Below are 17691 nucleotides of genomic sequence, written 5' to 3'. Positions count from 1 at the left end.
CTCGACCGCCTCATCACCGACGACGGCCACCTCACCAACCCACCCGGCGCCCACCGCCCCCACCCCGCCTGACAGGGTCCTGCTCGGGTTCAGCGATGCCATGTCGTGGATCGTCTGGCGACCTCGTGGATCGCGTCGATCTCGCGCAATCCCAGTCGCTGCGGCTGCGATGTGAGATATCGCCTGATGCCGCGCCTGGTCACCACCGTCACAGCGCCATCTATCGGCTGGTTCTTCACGGTGAATCCCCGGCGCGCTCCCACCACCGCGATCACCCCGGTGACCGGCACCGGGAAGCCGACATGCTCCGCCAGCAGACGGGATGCGCGCCTCGCCTCATGCCGACTGTTGCGGATGTACGGAACCCGACTGCCATTGACCATGAAGGTGTCGCCGCCCACCCAGATCGAGGCTTTGGGGTGATTCTTGGAGTTCACGGTGAACACGCCGCCCGGTCCGATCACCACGTGGTCGATATCGGCACCCCGCTCCCCCACGCGCACGGCGTGCAGGATTCTCCACCGAGCATCCAGTGCGGCCAGCTGATCACCGACCGCCTGCTCACCATCCGCACCGATGCGCCACGCGCGCTCGTCCGTCTTCGCATCGAAGACCCGGGCGAACATGTGGCGCACCATCCCCTGCGCCTCCCGTTCGGCGAGTGCCCGCTCGCGGGCGGCCGCCCCCGCACGAGTGTCCGAAAGATCGTGCCACCTCAGCCCGGATCGGGTTGACGGCGCTGTGGTCAGGGGCGGCGCTGTGGCCGGAGGCGGAACCGGGGCAGTCGCCGCGACCGGCCCCGGCGACTGTGCCAGCGGTGTCGGGGAAAGCGGTGTCGGGAGCGTCGGTGGCGCCACCGGGGTCCCGGCTGGAGACGCCGTCGGCGAAGCGTTCCCCTGAGGTTGCCGGTTCGGCTCTCGTACCGACCCGCCGTGCCGCCGGGCGCCCATGTGGTCCTCGATCGCCTTGCGCAACAGCGGCAGGTTGCTGAGGTCGTCGGAGTGGTAGCGGCCGGTGGCGAGATCGAGGTATCCCAGGTCGGTTCCGCCCGGGGTCGCGGCGTAGAGCCTGTCGTGGCCGAAACGGACCCACCTTCGAACGATCCACTCGGTCACGGCGCCTCCTGTTGACAGTCGTCGAATCCTCACACCCCGACGCCCCACCTCGTGGCGGAACGCGCGATTCGTCAAGCCCCGCGAGTGATACGGAATACTCGGCACCCCCCTGTTGTTTGACATGTCAGCAAGTTAGGATGGAACGCATCAACCAGAGGGAACGCCCCAACAGACTGAAAGGCTCGCGATCATGCAGTTCGGGATCTTCTCCATCGCCGACATCACCCCTGACCCGCACACCGGGCAGGTGGCCACCGAGCACGAGCGCCTCGAAGCGGTAGTCGAGTACGCGATTCAGGCCGAGCAGGTGGGCCTGGACGTCTTCGCGCTGGGAGAGCACCACAACCCGCCCTTCGTAACGTCCTCCCCCACCACCACCCTCGGCTACATCGCGGGGCAGACCTCGGACATCATCCTGTCCACCGCCACGACGCTCATCACCACCAATGACCCGGTGAAGATCGCCGAGGATTACGCCATGCTCCAGCACCTGGCCGGGGGCCGGGTCGACCTGACGATGGGGCGTGGCAACACCGGACCGGTCTACCCGTGGTTCGGCCAGGACATCCGGCAGGGACTGCCGCTGGCGATAGAGAACTACGAGTTGCTCCACCGCCTGTGGCACGAGGACGTGGTGGAGTGGGAGGGCAAGTTCCGGACCGCCCTCCAGCAGTTCACCTCAACCCCGCGCCCCCTCGACGGGGTCGCACCCTTCGTCTGGCACGGGTCGATACGCTCGCCGCAGATCGCGGAGCAGGCCGCCTACTACGGTGACGGGTTCTTCCACAACAACATCTTCTGGCCGATCAGCCACACCAAGCAGATGGTCGAGCTCTACCGCCGCCGCTACGAGCACTATGGCCACGGTTCCGCGGATCAGGCGATCGTGGGCCTGGGCGGTCAGTTCTTCGCACGCCCCAACAGCCAGGACGCCGTGGACGAGTTCCGCCCCTACTTCGACAACGCACCGGTGTACGGCCACGGCCCGTCGCTCGAGGACTTCACCGCCCAGACCCCGCTGACCGTGGGCTCCCCGCAGCAGGTCATCGACCGCTACCTGACCATGCGCGAGCACGTCGGCGACTACCAACGCCAGATGTTCCTCATCGATCACGCCGGACTGCCCCGCAAGACCGTCATGGAGCAGATCGAGATCCTCGGCACCGAGATCGTGCCGGTCCTGCGCCGGGAACTCGACGCGAAGCGGCCGGCCCACGTGCCGGACGGACCGACCCACGCAGCCCGGGTCGCAGCACGCGACGCCGCACTGGCCGCCGAGGGCGAGCCCGCCTACTCGGACGCCTACCGGTTCGGCACCGGGGACAACTGGACCGGCCTGACGGTCGAGGGCGGACAGCGCGCGCAAGAGCAGTCCCTGGCGCGCGCCCGTCGCACCGAGTCCCGTCTCGCGCAGGCACCGGCCGGAAGGAGCAGCAAGTGACCCCCACTCACTCGCCCGACGCCCGCCCGCTGCGGCTGGTCGTGGTCTCGGCTGGCACCTCGGTGCCGTCGAGTACCAGGATGCTGGCCGACCGGCTGACCTCGGCCACCCGTGAGGCCCTGACGCGTCACGGTCAGGACGTCGACGTGGCGGTTCTTGAGGTCCGGGGGCTCGCCCACGAGGTCGTCGACGCCACGCTCACCCGGTTCCCCGGTGACACCTTGCGCGCGGCCCTCGAGGAGATCGGCCGCGCGGACGGGGTGATCGCGGTGACGCCCACCTATAACCAGTCGTTCTCGGGCCTCTTCAAGTCCTTCTTCGACGTGATCGACCCCGGAACGCTGGCCGGCGTCCCGGTGGCACTGGGGGCGACCGGTGGCACCGTCCGGCACTCGCTGGCGATCGACTTCGCACTGCGACCGATGTTCGCCTATCTCAAGGCCGACGTGGTGCCGACCTCGGTGTTCGCGGCGTCCGAGGATTTCGGGGCGGTCGCCCCGGGTGGCGAGGGCGAGTCGCTGTCCACGCGCGCGCAGCGCGTCGGCACGGAACTGGCCGACTACATGCTGCGGTTCGCCGGGGTCGCCCCCGGTGCGGTGGCGCCGACCCGTTCGGATGCGGGCCGGGGCCGGAGGAACGACGACGACGAGTTCGGCGACTTCGTCCCGATGGGCGATCTGCTCGGTGGGGCGACCTGACCCGGGGCGGACGAGCTAGTTCCGCGCGATCTGGGGCAGCGCCCTGATGGGGTCCTCCGGGCCGATGTCGTACGTGCACTCGCCCGGCCTGGGGTCCGGGACGAACGCCCACAGCATGGCCCCTGCCGCACCCATTGCCTCGTAGTCGTCGATGCGCTCCCCGATGAGGACCGCACGATCCTCGAGGGCCAGGCAGGACCCCGCAGCGATCCCGAGCTCGGTGACCACTAGCGGCTTGTCGGTCTGCGCGAGGCGCAGTGGCAAGAATCCCGCGTTGTCGTAGTCGTGATACTGGAGCACGTCGACGTACGGGGATTCGGCGATGAGTCTGTACCCATCGGCCACCAGCCCGCACTGGTCCCCGCCCAGGAGGCCGGCGGTGATGAGTCGGCCGGGGTCGCGGTCCCGGATCAGCTGCCCGACCTCGTCGGTCCACTCACGCAGAACCTGCGCGGAGTCCGCCGGGCAGGTCCGGTACTGCCAGTGGCAGTCGGCCGTTCCGCATACCGCGGTCTCGGGCTCCCCGATCGGCTCCCAGGCCGCGATCACCGGCGAGCCCGACCACCGTTCGACCGCGGTCGTGACCCAGTCTCGGTAGCTCAGTGGCATCGCCGTGGGTTGTTCCCAGCCGTCCAGGTACCAGTCGCGGTCCTTGTACTGCTCGTCCTCGCAGGCGCCGTCCTGGCCCACGAGAACCGGGATCACCATCTGATCGTGGCGCTCCGCGGCGGCGAAGACCGCGTCGATCGGGGCGAAGTCCAGGGCCCCGGTGAACTTGTTCACGGCGAGCTGTTGAAAGACGTTGAATCGCGTGGCGGCACCGTCCGGAAGTGAACCGAAGTACGCGTCGAGGTCGACCATCGCGCCGCATCCCCGGTTGACGCTCCAGTCCGTCGCCAACTGATAGGCGTTGAGGCCGGTCGGCCACCAGGGTTGGCCGTCGAGGTGGAGCTCTCCCCCGGAGACCGTCGCGCGATGTGGCTGCGCCTGCGATCGTGAATCCGGCGGCGCCGCGCAGGCCAGCGTCAGGACGAGCACCAGCACCCCGACGATGGCAGAGTTCTTCATGAGCTGACAATAGTCGACGGTTCCCGGACCACCACCGGATCCCGGCGACGGTGTCCGGCGCGGTTCCGGCCGTCCGCGCGGCCCTTTCCAGCCGGTGCGCGGCGCGCCGCGGACTACTCGTACACCCGCCACAGTCTCCAGGTCGGGCGGTCGCTACCGGAGTTGACCACCTCGAACTCCAGGCTGCCGAGCTGGGCCCCGTTCTCGTGGACGGTCGGATAGCGGAGGTTGAGCGCGTCGGAGGTGCCACGCCCCTCGGCGGGCACCGTCAGCAGGAACTGGACACCGTTGGCCGCCGGGTCGTTGAGGATCTCGACGAAGTCGCGATCCGAGGGGATGACGAACTGTTCGGGCCTGGTGGTGGAGGCGATGATCGGGAAGCCGTGGACCGTGTCCATGATGACCGCCCCCTCGGGCAGGTCGAGGGAGTCCAGGTAGTCGGCGAGTCGTCGTTCGGTGTCGAACGATGCGACGATCGCCTCCTGCTGCATCCTGAGCTCCGGGGGCCTGTTCCCCGACTCGGGCAGGATCACCGCGTGTAGCGCGTGCTGCTCCTGGGACAGTGTCGGGGAGGCCATGGCCACTGCACTGAACGGGACTCCCGCCGCGAGGAGGATGAGCATTCCCGTCGGGACGAGGCGCCCGCCCGCGAGCTGGTCCTGTGTTCTCGCGGTCGCCCGGGGGCCGGGCCGCCGGGTGGTCATGACACCCCCGCGCGGGACGCAGAACACCGCCAGCACGACGATCAGGGGTATCGCGCTGATATAGAACCGCAGGAACGGGAACGTCATGCCGCGCAGGTAGGTGAACACCGCGAAGCCCAGCACCGCCACGAGGACCACGGCGGCCAGCGGTTCAGGATCCCGGCGGCGCACCGACAGCACCACGCACACCAGCAGGACCACACCGAGTGCCGGGGCGAGCGCGACGATCTCGGCCGCCGAGAACCCGAGGGCCGACAGCCCCCCGGTGGAACCCCCTCCGGACTGCTCGAGGATCGCGGCGTTGCCGTAGCGCGAGGAGAACTGCGCGAGCGCACTGCCGGTCACCAGCCAGCTGGTCGCCGCCCACACGAGGAACGCCAGTGCGGTGGGCGCGGCGAGGATCACGCCGTCGAGGATCGCCGTCTCGGTCCTGCGGCTGCGCCGGTATGACACCACCACGACGACGAGGGTTGCAGCGCCCGAGGCGGCCAGTGCGTCGTAGCGGGCCAGGTAGGACATCCCCAGCGCGAAGCCGGCCACCATCAGATCGTGGACGTCGTCCGTGGTCATCCACCGGACGAGGCGGCGCACGGCCCACACCACGAAGAAGACGAACAGGGCCTCGCTCATGCCGTTCGCCCCGTAGTACACGATCATCGGATGCAATCCGAAGACCAGGGTGACCCCCCAGGTGAACCAGGCCGGGCACTGGCGTTCCCCCGCGAGTGCGTGGATCTGGGTGACCGCGGCCGCCATCGCCGGCGCGCTCACCGCCACCGCGGTCAGGCTCCATCTGGTGAGACCCGGGAACCACCCGGACAGACTGACGAGCGGGAGCTGGGCGAGCGCGGTGAGCGGGGTGAAGATGAAGCCGATGGCCGCCAGATGCGGGTCTCTGGACAGCAGCGCGGCCCGCGTGTCGGCCACGCGACTCAACGCGTCGCCCTGCAGGTAGTTGGCACCGAGGGAGAGGTAGAGCCCCACCGCCAGGTACAGCAGCGTGAACGCGCAGAAGACGGCGACGGGACGGGATCTCACGAGGCCGGTCCCAGCGTGATGCCGACCGGCGGTCGATTCATGACGCCGACCCCCCTCATGACGCCAACCCGTGCACGGTCTTCTCCCAGTAGGAGGGGTTGGCGAAGAGCTGATAGGTGCCCTTGATCGCGGCGATCGACATGAGCACCCAGTAGAGCGGGACCGTCAGACACGCCCACCACAGCGCCGCGTTGCCGGTCTCCCGGCAGGCGATGAAGTTCGAGTAGAGGATCGTCGAGTTGCCGAGCACCAGGCAGATCAACGCGGGGAAGTACACGTAGGCGGGGAAGACCTGCTCGATGACGGCCGGTTGGCCGAGTATCCAGGACAGGGTCACGAGCCAGAACACCATGTTGAGGCAGGCGATCACGGGGGTCCCGGCCAGCAGGGTCGTGAAGCGGAACATGCTCACCGTGCCGAGGGTGCGCCACAGCGTGACCGGATGACGCATGTGCACCAGCCAGGTCTGCAGGTACCCCTTGTACCAGCGAGAACGCTGCCTTATCCAGTTGATCGGGTCAGGGTTGGCCTCCTCCAGGGTGGTGGAGTCGAGCACGGCCGTCCGGTGTCCGCGGGCGGCGATCCGCACACCCAGGTCGGCGTCCTCGGTGACGTTGTACGGATCCCACGCGCCGATCTCGGACAGCACGTCGGCCTTGATGTGGTTCGACGTGCCCCCCAGCGGGATGGGCGAGCTGGACTTCATCAGACCGGGTAGGAGGAAGTTGAACCACAGCGCGTAGTCGGCGGTGAACCACGCCGTGAGCATGTTCTGCGACCCGTTGTGGAACGCGAGCTTGGCCTGGACGCACACCACCTCGTCGTCGAGATCGGCGAAGGCCACCGCCACGCGCCGGAGTTGGAGGGGATCGGGGCGGTCCTCGGCGTCGAAGATCGTGATGATCTCCCCGGTGGCGTAGTGCAACGCGTAGTTGCACGCCTTGGGCTTGGTGCGGGGATCGGCCGGGGGGATCCGCAGGATCCGGCACACCTCGCCCAGACCGGCGGCCTCCGCCGCGTCGATCGTCACGTCGTCGTCGGCCTCGAGCAGCAACAACACCTCCAGCTTGTCGGCCGGGTAGTCGATGGAGCTCACGGCGTCGATGAGGTCGCCGATCACCTCCGGCTCGTTGTAGGCGGGCACCAGCACCGAGTACGTGGGCAGGTCGGAGTCCGGCACGGCCAGGGCGCGGTCGTCCTCCACGTGCAGGATCGACTCCCGCGCCAGCCCGCGGCCGAGGAGGAGGAGCCGGTCGGCGAGCGTGATGAGGTAGACGGCGGTACTCACCGCCGTCAACGCGATGAGGGTCGGGGTGGTGGCCACGACCAGGGCGAGGACCACCACGGCGACCCCGGTGAGTCCTGCCCACTTCTGCCACGGCACGAACGGCACCGCCGCCGAGGCGGACGGGTCGCGTTCGAACAATCCGTGCACGGCGTCGTGGAGGGCCGCCTCGCTGCGAATGTCGTCCGGGTCGGCGGTCTCGGGGGTCGCCGGCTCCGGATCTACCCGTCCGTCCACTGCGCCTCCACGAGGTCGGTCGCGAGCTCGGTCAGCATATCGAGATCCTTCTCCTGCGAATTGGTGTCGGTGACCGCACCCGCTCCGCGCAGCGCCAGGCTGAGCAGGCGCGAGAACGACCGCGAGCCGGGAACGGCCGGCGGGAACTCGGCGTCGAACTCGTGGTTGTCCACGGTGATGAGCGTGACACGTTGGATCCTGTCCCCCGCCCGTGTCCAGACGAACGACATCACGCTCCAGGTGAGGAGGTTCTCGTCGTCGATCACCGTCCGGTACCGCGCGGAGACGCCCCGGTTGAGTGGTACCGGCCGGGGCGGACTGATCCGTGCCGAACTGAGATCGAACATCATCTCCAACGGGAACACCTCGAGAACCCCCGGATCACCGACGGTCAATGTCTGCACCGCCGCCACCCTGGGGCGCAGGAGCTCGTCCCAGTCGGCCCGGACGCGCGTCGCCCTGATCATCTGACGCTCCAGAGTGGCTGACGGCCCGAACATCCGCTCGGCCCACGGGTAGTCGATCCTGTCGACCTCCTCCCATCCCGCGGGGAGGATCTGACCTGCCCCGTTCAGGGCACCGGGCCCCGGGGACAGTCGTTCATCGATCCCCGCCGGCAGCGGCGCGAGGGAGAGGAGCACGGCCACGACGATCACCAGAGGTGCGCTGCGCCAGGCCTCACGTGGAGAGACCACCAACGAGGGCAGGGGTGAACCACCCGACCGCCGGTCCTCCGCCGCACCGGCCCCGCGGAGGCGGCGGAGTGCCGGCGGCCCGAGGATCGCCAGCGGCCCCACGGAGACCACCAGCACCATGACCACCGCCTCCGCCCCCCAGCCTCCACCCAAGGCGAACACCGCCAGGCGCAACGCACCCGGAGTCGCGACGGTGAGGAGCAGCCAGGACGGCCAGTACCGGAAGGTGCGGCGCGTCCCGAAGAAGAACACCGATCCACCCAGGAGGAACATCCAGGCGGCGATGAAGTCCAGGTGCAACAGGACATAGGTCTCCGTGTACCGGGGCAGCACGAGCCACTCGATCATCAGCGCGATGGCCAGGACGATCGTCCCCGCGATCTTGTCGCTCTGCCGGTCGTGGATCGGCAACTCCGGGCGCCGCCTCAGGTGCAAGGCCACGGCGGTGAGCACGGCACCGACGGGGGCGGCGAGGAACACCTCGCTACCGGAGCCGGCCGTCACCTCCCCTGCGATCCTCGCCCACGTCCGCCAGAACCCGGCGGCGGCGAGCACGACGAGCAGCGCCCACCTCGCGACGTGATCCGCTCCCTCACCGAGAGCGCCGGGGAGAGCCTGGGCGGGTTTCACCGCCGCGGGCGGACCCGACGGCGACGAGAGGCCGCCCAGACGAGCCCGGCGACCGCCGCCCCCGCCAGCGTGATCACCAGACCGACGAGCAGTGCGGTGCGGACGCCGTCGGTTCCCTCCTCCTCCTGACTCGCGTCCCCATCGATCGCCTCGACCGTGGACAGTTCGATCGGCTCCCTGTCCGGAGCGGTGAACAGGACGTTTCCGGCCAACATCGACCATCGACCCGGCTCGTCGTCCAACCACTCCAGCGTGCGGTCGAGCTCCGCCGAACCCGAACTGGACGAGGCCACCAGGAGCGCTCGATCACCGTCCTGGACCACCTGCATCGACGCGAAGTCGACGTCCTCGTAGAACCGCAACGTCGCGGGCTGATCGTCCTGCGCTCCCACCACCTCCAGCGTGCGACCGCCGGTCAGAGTCAGGGGCAGGTCGACATCGGACGGGGCGGACCCGGACGTCACCAGTAATCCGGGGACGTTGCCGTCCAGGAGGGTCTCCGGGCTCACCCATTCGGGCAGCAGCGGCGTGGCGGACAGCGCCTGTAGTTCGGCGAGGATCCGCACGGCCCGCGCGGTGTCCTCCAGCGATCCGCTGCCGGTGGCCACCTGCAGACGGGGTAGGAGCGCCTGCGGGAGGGACCCGAACCCGGCCGGTGCCGGTGAGGCGGGTTCGGACAGACGGACCCGGGTCGCCCCGTCGATGATCAGGGTCAACGGTTGTAGGACTCCACAGGCCGCGCCCGCGCCGGAGGTCTGGAGGGAGACGGTGATGTCGGTGTACCGGTTCAGCGCACCGGCGGGAACGGTCACCGTGCGGTCGATGATCCCGGACTGATCGGCGGTCCACGACTCCAGCACGGTCTGACCGGCCGACACCACGATCAGCCCGCTGCGGTCGGACGGTGGCGGCGAATAGGACCCGACCAGATCTACGGTCACGTCCCCGGTCACCTGCCCGAGGCTGGTCTGGTCGAGCCCGAAGCTCGCCGAGACCGACCCCACCGACCGCGCGGACCGCGAACCCGGTCCGAGCTCGTCGAGGGTCGCCTCGGTCACCAGGGCGCGGGGCGCCGGGAGAGGCGTATCGAGGGTGGCCGAACCCGCGACGGCCAGCGACCACAGGTCGCTCGTCACCGACCGCATCTGGCGCCCCAGGGCGGCGGAGTCGCCTGTGACCACCACGGTGGGGACGGCGTCGTCGGTCAGGTCGATCCGGGACTCGTCGGCTTCACGGATCTCCGCCCGACGGGTGAAGGGCGAGGCATCCGGAGCCCTGGACCCCGACGCAGGGAGCACCTCGATCTCCAGACCCGTCCGCCCGAACCTCGACGACGCGAGGAGCGCCAACTGGGCAGCGGCCTCCGACTCGGCGCGGGTCGGCTCGTCCGGGAGGTAGATCTCCACGCGTTCCAGGACCGGGGGGACGAAGTCGGCCAGCACCCGGGGCGCCTCGGGCTCGCCGGCGAAGTCCACCTCGGTGTCACGCAGCTCCAGAGACCGGTCGCCCCAGTCCGGACAGGCCTCTCCGCGGGAGTGCAGGACGGTCCGCAGGGTGAGGTTCAGTACGCCGTTGCGCACCCGCCCGCGATCGAGCGGAATGGTGAGACGCTCGAACTCGGCGTCCGATCTCAGCTCCTCCCGGGCCAGTAGCAGGCCACCTGACCACGCCTCGAGATGCCCCCGGTCGAGGTCCACCGGGAGCTGCACCGTCGTGCTCATCGTCCTGGGACTCAGACCCTCGGGGACCGGGATCGGGACCGCGACCTCGGCGCTCCGATCAGGAAACCGGAGCACCTGCGCGACCCCGAGTCTGGGTCCGTCTATGACGGTCTGGGCACCGGCCGGGGTCGGGGCGGCGAGGGCGACGGCGAGCAGGAGGCAGGCGGAAACACGAAGTGCGGGGGGCGCGGACACGGCTCATGACCCTACCGGGCGCCCGGGCTCGTGACCTGGGATCCGGCCGAGCCGTACACCCACTCTCTGCTCTCAGAGGCGGTAGGCCGCAGGGACGATCAGCGAGGGTCGGCGGGTGCGCCCCCCTCGACGCCCGCACGGTCCGTGCCCTCGTCGGCCAGCTGGTCGGGCTCGGGATGATCGGTGTCGAAGGTCTCGGGCAGGTTCTTGATGTGCTTGTTCATGTTGCGGATCAGCAGCACGGTGGCCACCAGCAGCAGCAGGACCACCGGGATCCCGATCGGCGAGGCCTTGCCGAACTCCGGCCCCATCGGGTGGTCGTTGTACCCCGGGGTGCCCGGCGACTGGTGCTGTGCGAAGACCATCACCGCCTGGTGCGCCAGGATCTGGACGTCCGGTCCCAGAGTGATCATCGCGGGTCCTTCGCTGTGCTCGGTCCGACCGGCAGCGGGACGTACGGGTCGACGCCCTCGAACAGGTCTGACTCGTATTCTCCCTCAGCTCGCACCGGTACGGCCACCCGGCTTGCCGCGAGTTCGAACTCCTCGGTGGGCCACACCCGCTGCTGCATCTCGACCGGGGCCGCGAAGAACCAGCCGTTGGGGTCGATCTGCGTGGCGTGGGCCAACAGCGCGGAATTGCGTTGCTCGAAGTAGTCGGCGCACTCCACCCGGGTGGTCACCCGCTCCATGATGTCGGGACGGTCTCCCCAGCGGGAGAGGAACTCGGCGAAGTGCCGGACGCCGTCGCGCGCGAACAACTCCTCGTCGAGCAGTTCCAGACGGCTCTTGGGGAAACCGTGGGTGTAGTAGACCTTGGCCACCGCCCACGGCTCGCCGGTCCCCGGATAGCGGGCGGGGTCCGCGGCGGCCTCGTAGGCGGCCATCGACGCCGAGTGCACCTTCAGGTGATCCGGGTGCGGGTACCCGCCGTTCTCGTCGTAGGTGATCATCACGTGCGGGCGGAACTCCCGGATCCGGGCGACCAGGGAGCGGGTGACCTCGTCGTCGTCGGCAAGGGCGAAGCATCCGGGAGGCAACGGCGGCAACGGGTCACCCTCGGGCAGACCCGAGTCCTCGTAGCCCAGCCAGTGGTGCTCGACGCCGAGGATGTCGGCCGCGCGCGCCATCTCCCGGCGCCGCACACGAACGAGGTCGGCCACGACGTCGGGGCGGTCCATCGCAGGGTTGAGGATGCTGCCACGCTCGCCGCCGGTACATGTCTCCACCAGCACGGTGACGCCCTGGGCCACGTACTTGGCCATGGTCGCGGAGCCCTTGGACGCCTCGTCGTCGGGGTGGGCGTGCACCGCCATCAGCCGGAGACCGGCCATCGTCGCACCTGCCGTTCTTCAGAGCTCGGGGATCGGGGATGACCCATTCTGATCGTGAGGGGCCATTCTATGGACACACCGGGCACCGGTGCCCCCGGGGAGGCCGGTCGCCCGCCCCCGGATACCCTTGGGACCATGAGTGAGCCGAGGTCGGACGTGGCGCCACAGGCGGCAGGGACCCCGCCGGCCGGGCGGTACGACGACACCGGATCCGGCGTGACGGGCAAGGTGGTCGCGGGATTCCTGGTCCTGCTCGTGGGAGCCCTCGTGGTGGCCGGCGCCGTCGCCGGGTACCGGCTCAGCTCCACCCCCACGATCTCCGCCGAGGTGATCGGCGTGACGGTCGTCGACGACGGTCGGACCGACGTGGTGATGACCGTCACCCGCGACGACCCCGGGACGGCCGCGTACTGCATCGTCCGCGCCCAGGACCAGACCAAGGGCGAGGTCGGCCGGCGGGAGGTCTACGTGCCCCCGTCCGCGAACAGCGCGATCCAGGTCGACATGTCCATCGCGACCTCGGCCCGCGCGTTCGTGGCCGACGCCTACGGCTGCGGCGACGACATCCCGGACTACCTGCGCAGGTAGGGCTTCTCCGGCCCCGCAGCAGGTCACCGCTGTGTTAGCATCGTCCTATCAGCACGGCTCCTTTCGCGGGGCCGTGTTTTTCGTACAGCAGCACACACACGAACAGATTGGAGTGCGCTCTCATGGCGAACGACACCCAGGGCTACTGGTTGACCCAGGATTCGTACGACCGCCTCATGGCCGAGAAGGAGGCGCTGATCGCCAACCGCCCGGTCATCGCCGCCGAGATCAACGAGCGGCGGGAGGAGGGCGACCTCAAGGAGAACGCCGGGTACCACGCCGCACGCGAGCAGCAGGGCCAGGAGGAGGCCCGGATCCGGCAGCTCGACGATCTGCTGGCCACCGCCCAGGTCGGCGAGACCCCCACGGAGACCGGCGTCGCGCTGGTGGGCTCCGTCGTCCGCGCGTACTACAACGGGGACGAGGACACCAAGGAGACGTTCCTCGTGGGCACCCGCGGTGAGGGCTCGGGCAAGGACGACCTCGAGATCTACTCCCCCGACTCCCCCCTGGGCCGCGCGATCCTGGGCGCGAAGGTCGGCGAGAGCCGCGAGTACACGACCCCCAATGGCAAGTCCGTCTCCGTGACGATCGTGACCGCGGAGCCGTACCAGAGCTGACCGGCCACGACGGGCCCGGTGGTAGGTTCTTGACGTCCATCGGGCCCGGGTCGACCAGCCCGTTCCCGCGCCGGCGTAGCAGGAGTCCCACGTGACAGACGGTTCCCATGACAGGCCTCTGGGCCCCGCACCGAAGATCGAGGCGGCGGCCGAGCAGGTCCTGGGACCGGCGCTGCGCACCGGGCAGTCACCGTTCGACGACGAGCTCTACACCTGGACGCCCGAGGTCGCGGAGGAGCTGGTCCGGCGCCTGGACGGTGACGCCGACGAGCACACCGACGAGGACTCCGGGGGCTCCACCCGCTCCCCCGTGATGCAGGCGCTCCACGACCAGTTGGAGGGCGCCCCGCGTCCGGTGGTGCTGCTGGCCGCCGAGCTCCTGTACATCCAGCAGCTGCCCCTGTCCACGGTCACCGCGCGCCTCAAGCGGGGGCGGATCCGGGACGTCCTGTCCTGGGTGGACGACGCGCCGACGATCCCCGAGGCGCTCGACGAGGCGCTCGGCGAGAAGGGCCCGTTGACCGGTGGCCTGGGGTTCAACGTCCAGATGCGCGAACACCTGCGGTGGTTGTGTACGTTCATCGTCCACTGGGCCGAGTTGGAGTCGGCCGAGCGGGACGCGGCGCTCACGGACCCGTGGGAGTTCCAGCGCGCCGCCCGCTCGACGCCCGGGGACTGGCGGGCCATCCGCTACAGCCTGCAGTACCTCGCCTGGCCCGGGTACTTCCAGCCGGTCGTCAAGCACGAGCACAAGACGCGGATCCGCGACGCCTTCGCCGAACTGATCGGCGGCCCGTCCGGGATCGACGAGCTGGACATCGACCAGGACCTGCACCGCATCGCCGAGACCCTCACCGCCCAACTCGGGCAACCCGTCGACTGGTACCGCGGCGCGATCGCCAACCAGTGGCAGCGCCACCGCGACGACCACTCCCGCCGCGCGTGGCTGGTCCGGCCCGGACGTGGCGGCGTCGGCCAGGCCGGGCAGTGGGTCGCGCAGAACCGGATCGCGCTGCCCGCCTCACACCTGCCCCGCATCCCCGCGCACGCCAGTCGGCTCGAGGTGTCCCAGGCCGTCGAGCAGGGCTATCCGCACCTGGACTACCAGGCGCGGTTCCAGCTCACGGCCGAGCTGCACACCTTCCTGTCCCGGATGAGCCCCCAGGACGTGGTGGCCACGGTCGCCGACGCCAAACTGCACCTGGGCACCCTCACCGACGACCTGGGCTACGTCGACGACGGTGGCCAGCAACTCGAGCGCTCGGTGAGGTGGCACTCGGTCACGCTCGACCTGGACACCCTCCCCAGCCCGCTCTCCGAGTTGATCGGGGAGCCCGGCACGGTCGTGGACCTCACCGACGGCCTGGACGCCCTGCTCGCCGCCATGCACCCAGGCCGGCACTCCGCCGAGTCCCAGGTGGCCGAGGCCCCGGGCGCGGGAACGGTTCCCACCCTCCCCGACATCACCGACGAGCTCGCCGACAGCCTGCACATGCCGCGCAGGGAGCTGCAGGAGATCGTGGACACCCTGCAGGAGCGGCAACAGATCGTCTTCTACGGGCCCCCCGGCACCGGCAAGACCTACCTCGCGCAGGAACTCGCCCGCTTCCTCGCCGGCGCCGACGACCCGAGCCGCGTGCAGCTCGTCCAGTTCCACCCCAGCTACGCCTACGAGGACTTCTTCGAGGGCTACCGTCCCACCCTCACCGAATCGGGCCAGCCCGGCTTCGCCCTTCAGGCCGGCCCGCTGCGCCGCCAGGCCGCGCGCGCGACGTCGGATTCCGGCCGGGAGCACCCGAGTTTCCTCATCATCGACGAGATGAACCGGGCCGACCTGGCGCGGGTGTTCGGCGAGATGTACTTCCTGCTCGAGTACCGCGACCGCACGGTCCTGCCCCAGTACAGTCCCGACACCTCGTTCCGGCTGCCGCGCAACCTGTTCATCATCGGCACCATGAACACCGCCGACCGGTCGATCGCCATGGTCGACGCGGCGATCCGGCGGCGGTTCGCGTTCATGGAACTCCACCCGGACACCCCGCCCGTCGCGGGGGTGCTGCGGCGGCACCTCGAGGCCCGCGGCGAGACCACCGAGCCCGCCGACCTGCTGGAGGCGCTCAACTCGGAGATCGACGACTCGGACCGCGACCTGCGCATCGGTCCGTCGTACTTCATGAAGGACCGGGCCACCGACCCAGGCGGGCTCGAGGCGATCTGGCGGTACGACCTGCTCCCGCTGCTCGAGGAGCACTACTACGGGCGCCTGTCGCGAGCCGAGGTCCACGAGCGCTTCGGGCTCGCCACACTGCGTCGGAAGATCGGCCGGGCGTGACCTCCCCCTCGGCGGGCTCCGCGGCGTCGGAGACCATCGAGTTCGACGAGTTCGACAGACGCGGCCGGCTCGTCACCCTGAGCTGGGAGGGCGCTCAGCACCTGTCGCAGACCGGGTTGGTCGAGGTACTGCCCGCCGGCCGCGACACCTGGCGGCTGATCCCGTGCGGCAGCGTCGGCTCGGTCCGCGTCGAGGGCCTGGCCGTGAGAGTCCTGCCCGCGGCCAACCTCGGCCTGACGCAGTTGTTCTTCCTGCTCGACCACGCGGCCGAGTCGGCGTTCCTCCCGTCCGCCGTCCAGGCGAGGGACGACGACGAGCTGTGGGTCTCCGTGGCCGAATCCATGGCCGCGTTGGCGCATCAGGCCCTGTCGTCGGGGCTGCTGCGCGGGTACCGCAGGGTCGACGAGGCACTGACCACCGTGCGCGGACGTATCCGCCTTGGGGACCAGATCCGCCGCCACCCGGGAATGACCATCCCCCTGGAGGTCACCTACTCGGAGTTCACCCCGGACATCGCCGAGAACCGCATCCTGCGCACGGCCGCGCACCGTCTGCAGTTCCTGCCCGACCTGCCCGACGCCACCCGGCGACGGTTGGCGATGGTGGACGCGCGGCTCGCGGACGCCACGCTCATCGGCCAGGGCGCCCCGGTCCCCGCCTGGACGCGGACCCGTCTCAACGCCCGGTTCCAGAACGCGCTCGCCCTGGCCGACCGGATCGTGCGCCGCATCTCCGTCGAGGTGGAGGACGGTCACGCGGCGTCGGCCGCGTTCGTCACCGAGATGCCGGAGCTGTTCGAGCGTTTCGTCGAGGCCGAACTGACCGCGGCCCTCGACGGCTGTGGGGGCCGGGTGCTGCACAACCCGGTCGTCCACCTCGACTCCGGGATCGAGGAGAGCACGCCGGAGGGGCGCTCCGGGGTCGAGGGCGGATCCGGAGAGGACTCCGCCGATGGGCGCGGTCGCCACAGCGCTCCCGAGTCGGAAGGCGACCACATCTCGGTGCGGACCGGGCTGGTGTACGAGGTCGAGGGCCGACCCGTCACCACCTTCGTCCCCACGTATCCCACCGACCGCCGGGCCCGCGCCGCCGAGCACTACCGCCTGCTCGCGGCCTGCACCGCACTCGGGGTGGACCGTGCCTTCCTCGTCTATCCGGCCCAGCGCCGCGACGACGCACCGCAACCGCGGCGGATAGTGCACACCGATATCTCGATCGTCGAGTACCCGGTCGATCTCTCGATGGGGCCCGCCGAGGCGCGCAGGACTATCGTCGAACTGTCACAGCAGGCCCGCGAGCTCGCGGCACGCGGCACCGCACGCCACCGCACCGGAGGGAGACGCCACGCCAGATGACCGACGCAGATGATCCGGCGCGCAAGATCGTCGTCAACCTCGCTCTGGTGGCCGTGGGCACGGTCGGCGCCTACCGGGGCGCGTACGAACTCCTGGCCCAGCAGGCCAGAACCGCCCGGCGGGTGATCCCCAAACCCACCTCCCGCCCCTTCGACGGCGACGGCCTCTATCGCCCCGGGGCCGTCACCGCCGAGCCGTGGCGCCCCGGCATGACGTGCGATGTCCACATGGTGATCTTCGGCGACTCGCTCGCGGCCGGCCTGGGCGCGGATTCCCCCGGCGAGCTGCCCGGCGTCCTCCTCGCCCGCGGCTTGGCGGAGGAGGCGGGGTGGAACGTGCGGTTGAGCATCAAGGCGATCGTCGGTGCCACCTCCAAAGGTCTCGCGGGCCAGGTCGAGGCCATGCAGATCGCACACGGCGATCCCGACATCTCGGTGATCCTCATCGGCGGCAACGACATCACGGCCCGCAACGCGATCGGCCCGTCGGCGCGACGGGTGGGTGAGGCCGTCGAGGCGCTGCGAGGGGGCGGGTCCCACGTGGTGGTGGGCACCTGCCCCGACCTCGGGACCATCAAGCCCGTCCCGCAGCCACTGCGATCGGTCATGGCCACCCTCAGCCGGCGCCTGGCCGCGG

Annotated in this window: 15 protein-coding genes; 7 read left to right on the top strand and 8 right to left on the bottom strand. The window is 70.0% G+C overall.

The features are described from left to right. Nucleotides 1–89 precede the first annotated feature (89 nt). Nucleotides 90–1115, bottom strand: a complete 1026-nt coding sequence (locus tag G6019_RS17750; protein ID WP_309230362.1) for a nuclease-related domain-containing protein — start codon at nt 1113–1115, stop codon at nt 90–92. 190 nt (nt 1116–1305) lie between these two features. Here G6019_RS17750 and G6019_RS16985 point away from each other — a divergent pair, with 190 nt between their 5' ends. Continuing rightward, complete coding sequence (locus tag G6019_RS16985) at nt 1306–2556, top strand: LLM class flavin-dependent oxidoreductase (RefSeq protein WP_182613823.1); 1251 nt, start codon at nt 1306–1308, stop codon at nt 2554–2556. Beyond that, on the top strand, nt 2553–3254 hold the full coding sequence (locus G6019_RS16980) for a CE1759 family FMN reductase (protein ID WP_107756851.1): 702 nt from the start codon (nt 2553–2555) through the stop codon (nt 3252–3254). Before G6019_RS16985 ends, G6019_RS16980 begins: the two co-directional genes overlap by 4 nt. Nucleotides 3255–3269: 15 nt before the next feature. On the opposite strand, the gene G6019_RS16975 is transcribed toward G6019_RS16980, so the two are convergent. The 7 genes from G6019_RS16975 to mca form a co-directional block, all read right to left on the bottom strand. Further along, a complete protein-coding gene (locus G6019_RS16975) occupies nt 3270–4322 on the bottom strand; it encodes a beta-mannosidase (protein WP_107756852.1) in 1053 nt (350 codons plus the stop codon). A gap of 113 nt (nt 4323–4435) precedes the next feature. After that, complete coding sequence (locus G6019_RS16970) at nt 4436–6064, bottom strand: glycosyltransferase family 39 protein (RefSeq protein WP_182613824.1); 1629 nt, start codon at nt 6062–6064, stop codon at nt 4436–4438. A gap of 55 nt (nt 6065–6119) precedes the next feature. Beyond that, complete coding sequence (locus G6019_RS16965; RefSeq protein WP_370446304.1) at nt 6120–7586, bottom strand: glycosyltransferase; 1467 nt, start codon at nt 7584–7586, stop codon at nt 6120–6122. Continuing rightward, nucleotides 7571–8911 (bottom strand): hypothetical protein, encoded by a 1341-nt coding sequence (locus tag G6019_RS16960; RefSeq protein ID WP_182613825.1) that lies wholly within the window; start codon nt 8909–8911, stop codon nt 7571–7573. Before G6019_RS16960 ends, G6019_RS16965 begins: the two co-directional genes overlap by 16 nt. Beyond that, nucleotides 8908–10827: a hypothetical protein gene (locus tag G6019_RS16955; RefSeq protein WP_182613826.1), complete on the bottom strand. Its 1920-nt coding sequence runs from the start codon at nt 10825–10827 to the stop codon at nt 8908–8910. Before G6019_RS16955 ends, G6019_RS16960 begins: the two co-directional genes overlap by 4 nt. A gap of 98 nt (nt 10828–10925) precedes the next feature. Then, nucleotides 10926–11192: a hypothetical protein gene (locus G6019_RS16950; protein WP_107758150.1), complete on the bottom strand. Its 267-nt coding sequence runs from the start codon at nt 11190–11192 to the stop codon at nt 10926–10928. A 44-nt stretch (nt 11193–11236) separates the two neighbouring features. Further along, nucleotides 11237–12160, bottom strand: a complete 924-nt coding sequence (gene mca / locus G6019_RS16945; RefSeq protein WP_182613828.1) for a mycothiol conjugate amidase Mca — start codon at nt 12158–12160, stop codon at nt 11237–11239. Nucleotides 12161–12295: 135 nt separating this feature from the next. On the opposite strand from mca, the gene G6019_RS16940 reads away from it, so the two are divergent. The 5 genes from G6019_RS16940 to G6019_RS16920 form a co-directional block, all read left to right on the top strand. Continuing rightward, entirely contained in the window at nt 12296–12748 is a 453-nt protein-coding gene (locus G6019_RS16940; protein WP_182613829.1) for a DUF4307 domain-containing protein, read from the top strand. Between the two features lie 122 nt (nt 12749–12870). Then, nucleotides 12871–13368, top strand: a complete 498-nt coding sequence (greA, locus tag G6019_RS16935; protein ID WP_017835774.1) for a transcription elongation factor GreA — start codon at nt 12871–12873, stop codon at nt 13366–13368. A gap of 91 nt (nt 13369–13459) precedes the next feature. Next, nucleotides 13460–15700, top strand: coding sequence for an AAA family ATPase (locus G6019_RS16930; protein WP_182613830.1), 2241 nt, complete (start codon nt 13460–13462; stop codon nt 15698–15700). Then, nucleotides 15697–17055 (top strand): McrC family protein, encoded by a 1359-nt coding sequence (locus G6019_RS16925; RefSeq protein WP_107756857.1) that lies wholly within the window; start codon nt 15697–15699, stop codon nt 17053–17055. The genes G6019_RS16930 and G6019_RS16925 overlap by 4 nt, the downstream gene beginning before the upstream one ends. After that, a partial coding sequence (locus G6019_RS16920) for an SGNH/GDSL hydrolase family protein (protein ID WP_182628127.1) occupies nt 17052–17691 on the top strand: 640 nt, incomplete at its 3' end. The genes G6019_RS16925 and G6019_RS16920, both read left to right, overlap by 4 nt.

It is taken from the genome of Dietzia sp. DQ12-76, from assembly GCF_014145045.1.
Lineage (GTDB): Bacteria > Actinomycetota > Actinomycetes > Mycobacteriales > Mycobacteriaceae > Dietzia.
The sequence above is the reverse complement of the archived record's forward strand: the minus strand, read 5'-3'. Positions and strand labels throughout refer to the sequence as shown.

Bases quoted from the DNA above. Each gene is read 5' to 3' on its own strand.
- G6019_RS16985 (WP_182613823.1), top strand. From the start codon at position 1,306: ATGCAGTTCGGGATCTTCTCCATCGCCGACATCACCCCTGACCCGCAC.
- G6019_RS16975 (WP_107756852.1), bottom strand. From the start codon at position 4,322: ATGAAGAACTCTGCCATCGTCGGGGTGCTGGTGCTCGTCCTGACGCTG.
- G6019_RS16950 (WP_107758150.1), bottom strand. From the start codon at position 11,192: ATGGTCTTCGCACAGCACCAGTCGCCGGGCACCCCGGGGTACAACGAC.
- mca (WP_182613828.1), bottom strand. From the start codon at position 12,160: ATGGCCGGTCTCCGGCTGATGGCGGTGCACGCCCACCCCGACGACGAG.
- G6019_RS16940 (WP_182613829.1), top strand. From the start codon at position 12,296: ATGAGTGAGCCGAGGTCGGACGTGGCGCCACAGGCGGCAGGGACCCCG.
- greA (WP_017835774.1), top strand. From the start codon at position 12,871: ATGGCGAACGACACCCAGGGCTACTGGTTGACCCAGGATTCGTACGAC.